Origin of the sequence: Chryseobacterium sp. SIMBA_038 (assembly GCF_046535115.1) — a bacterium.
In the GTDB taxonomy this organism is placed as follows: domain Bacteria; phylum Bacteroidota; class Bacteroidia; order Flavobacteriales; family Weeksellaceae; genus Chryseobacterium.
Genome location: NZ_JAWRXH010000349.1, coordinates 1 through 247 on the forward strand (window position 1 = coordinate 1; position 247 = coordinate 247).

The 247-nt window shown below is 32.4% G+C and carries 1 pseudogene; it reads left to right on the plus strand.

The window, feature by feature from the left end:
• Positions 1-149: 149 nt before the first annotated feature.
• Positions 150-247 (plus strand): annotated as a pseudogene (locus SB689_RS23850) (RidA family protein); the annotation flags it as partial.

The window sequence follows — 247 nt, forward strand, 5'->3', positions numbered from 1 at the left end:
CCAAACGCACCTTTCTAATATCAGATTGGCATTTGTGAATATAAATTTTATATTTGCAACCAAAATAAAATCTAATGAAATCGGTTAGAAAGGAAATATAAATGAAGAGGACGATTCCATATGACCATTAAAAAAATAAATATCCACATATGAAACAAATAATCAACACAGTTAATGCACCTGCAGCAATCGGGCCTTATTCACAAGCTAATATGGCAAACGGAGTGTTATATATCTCCGGACAGAT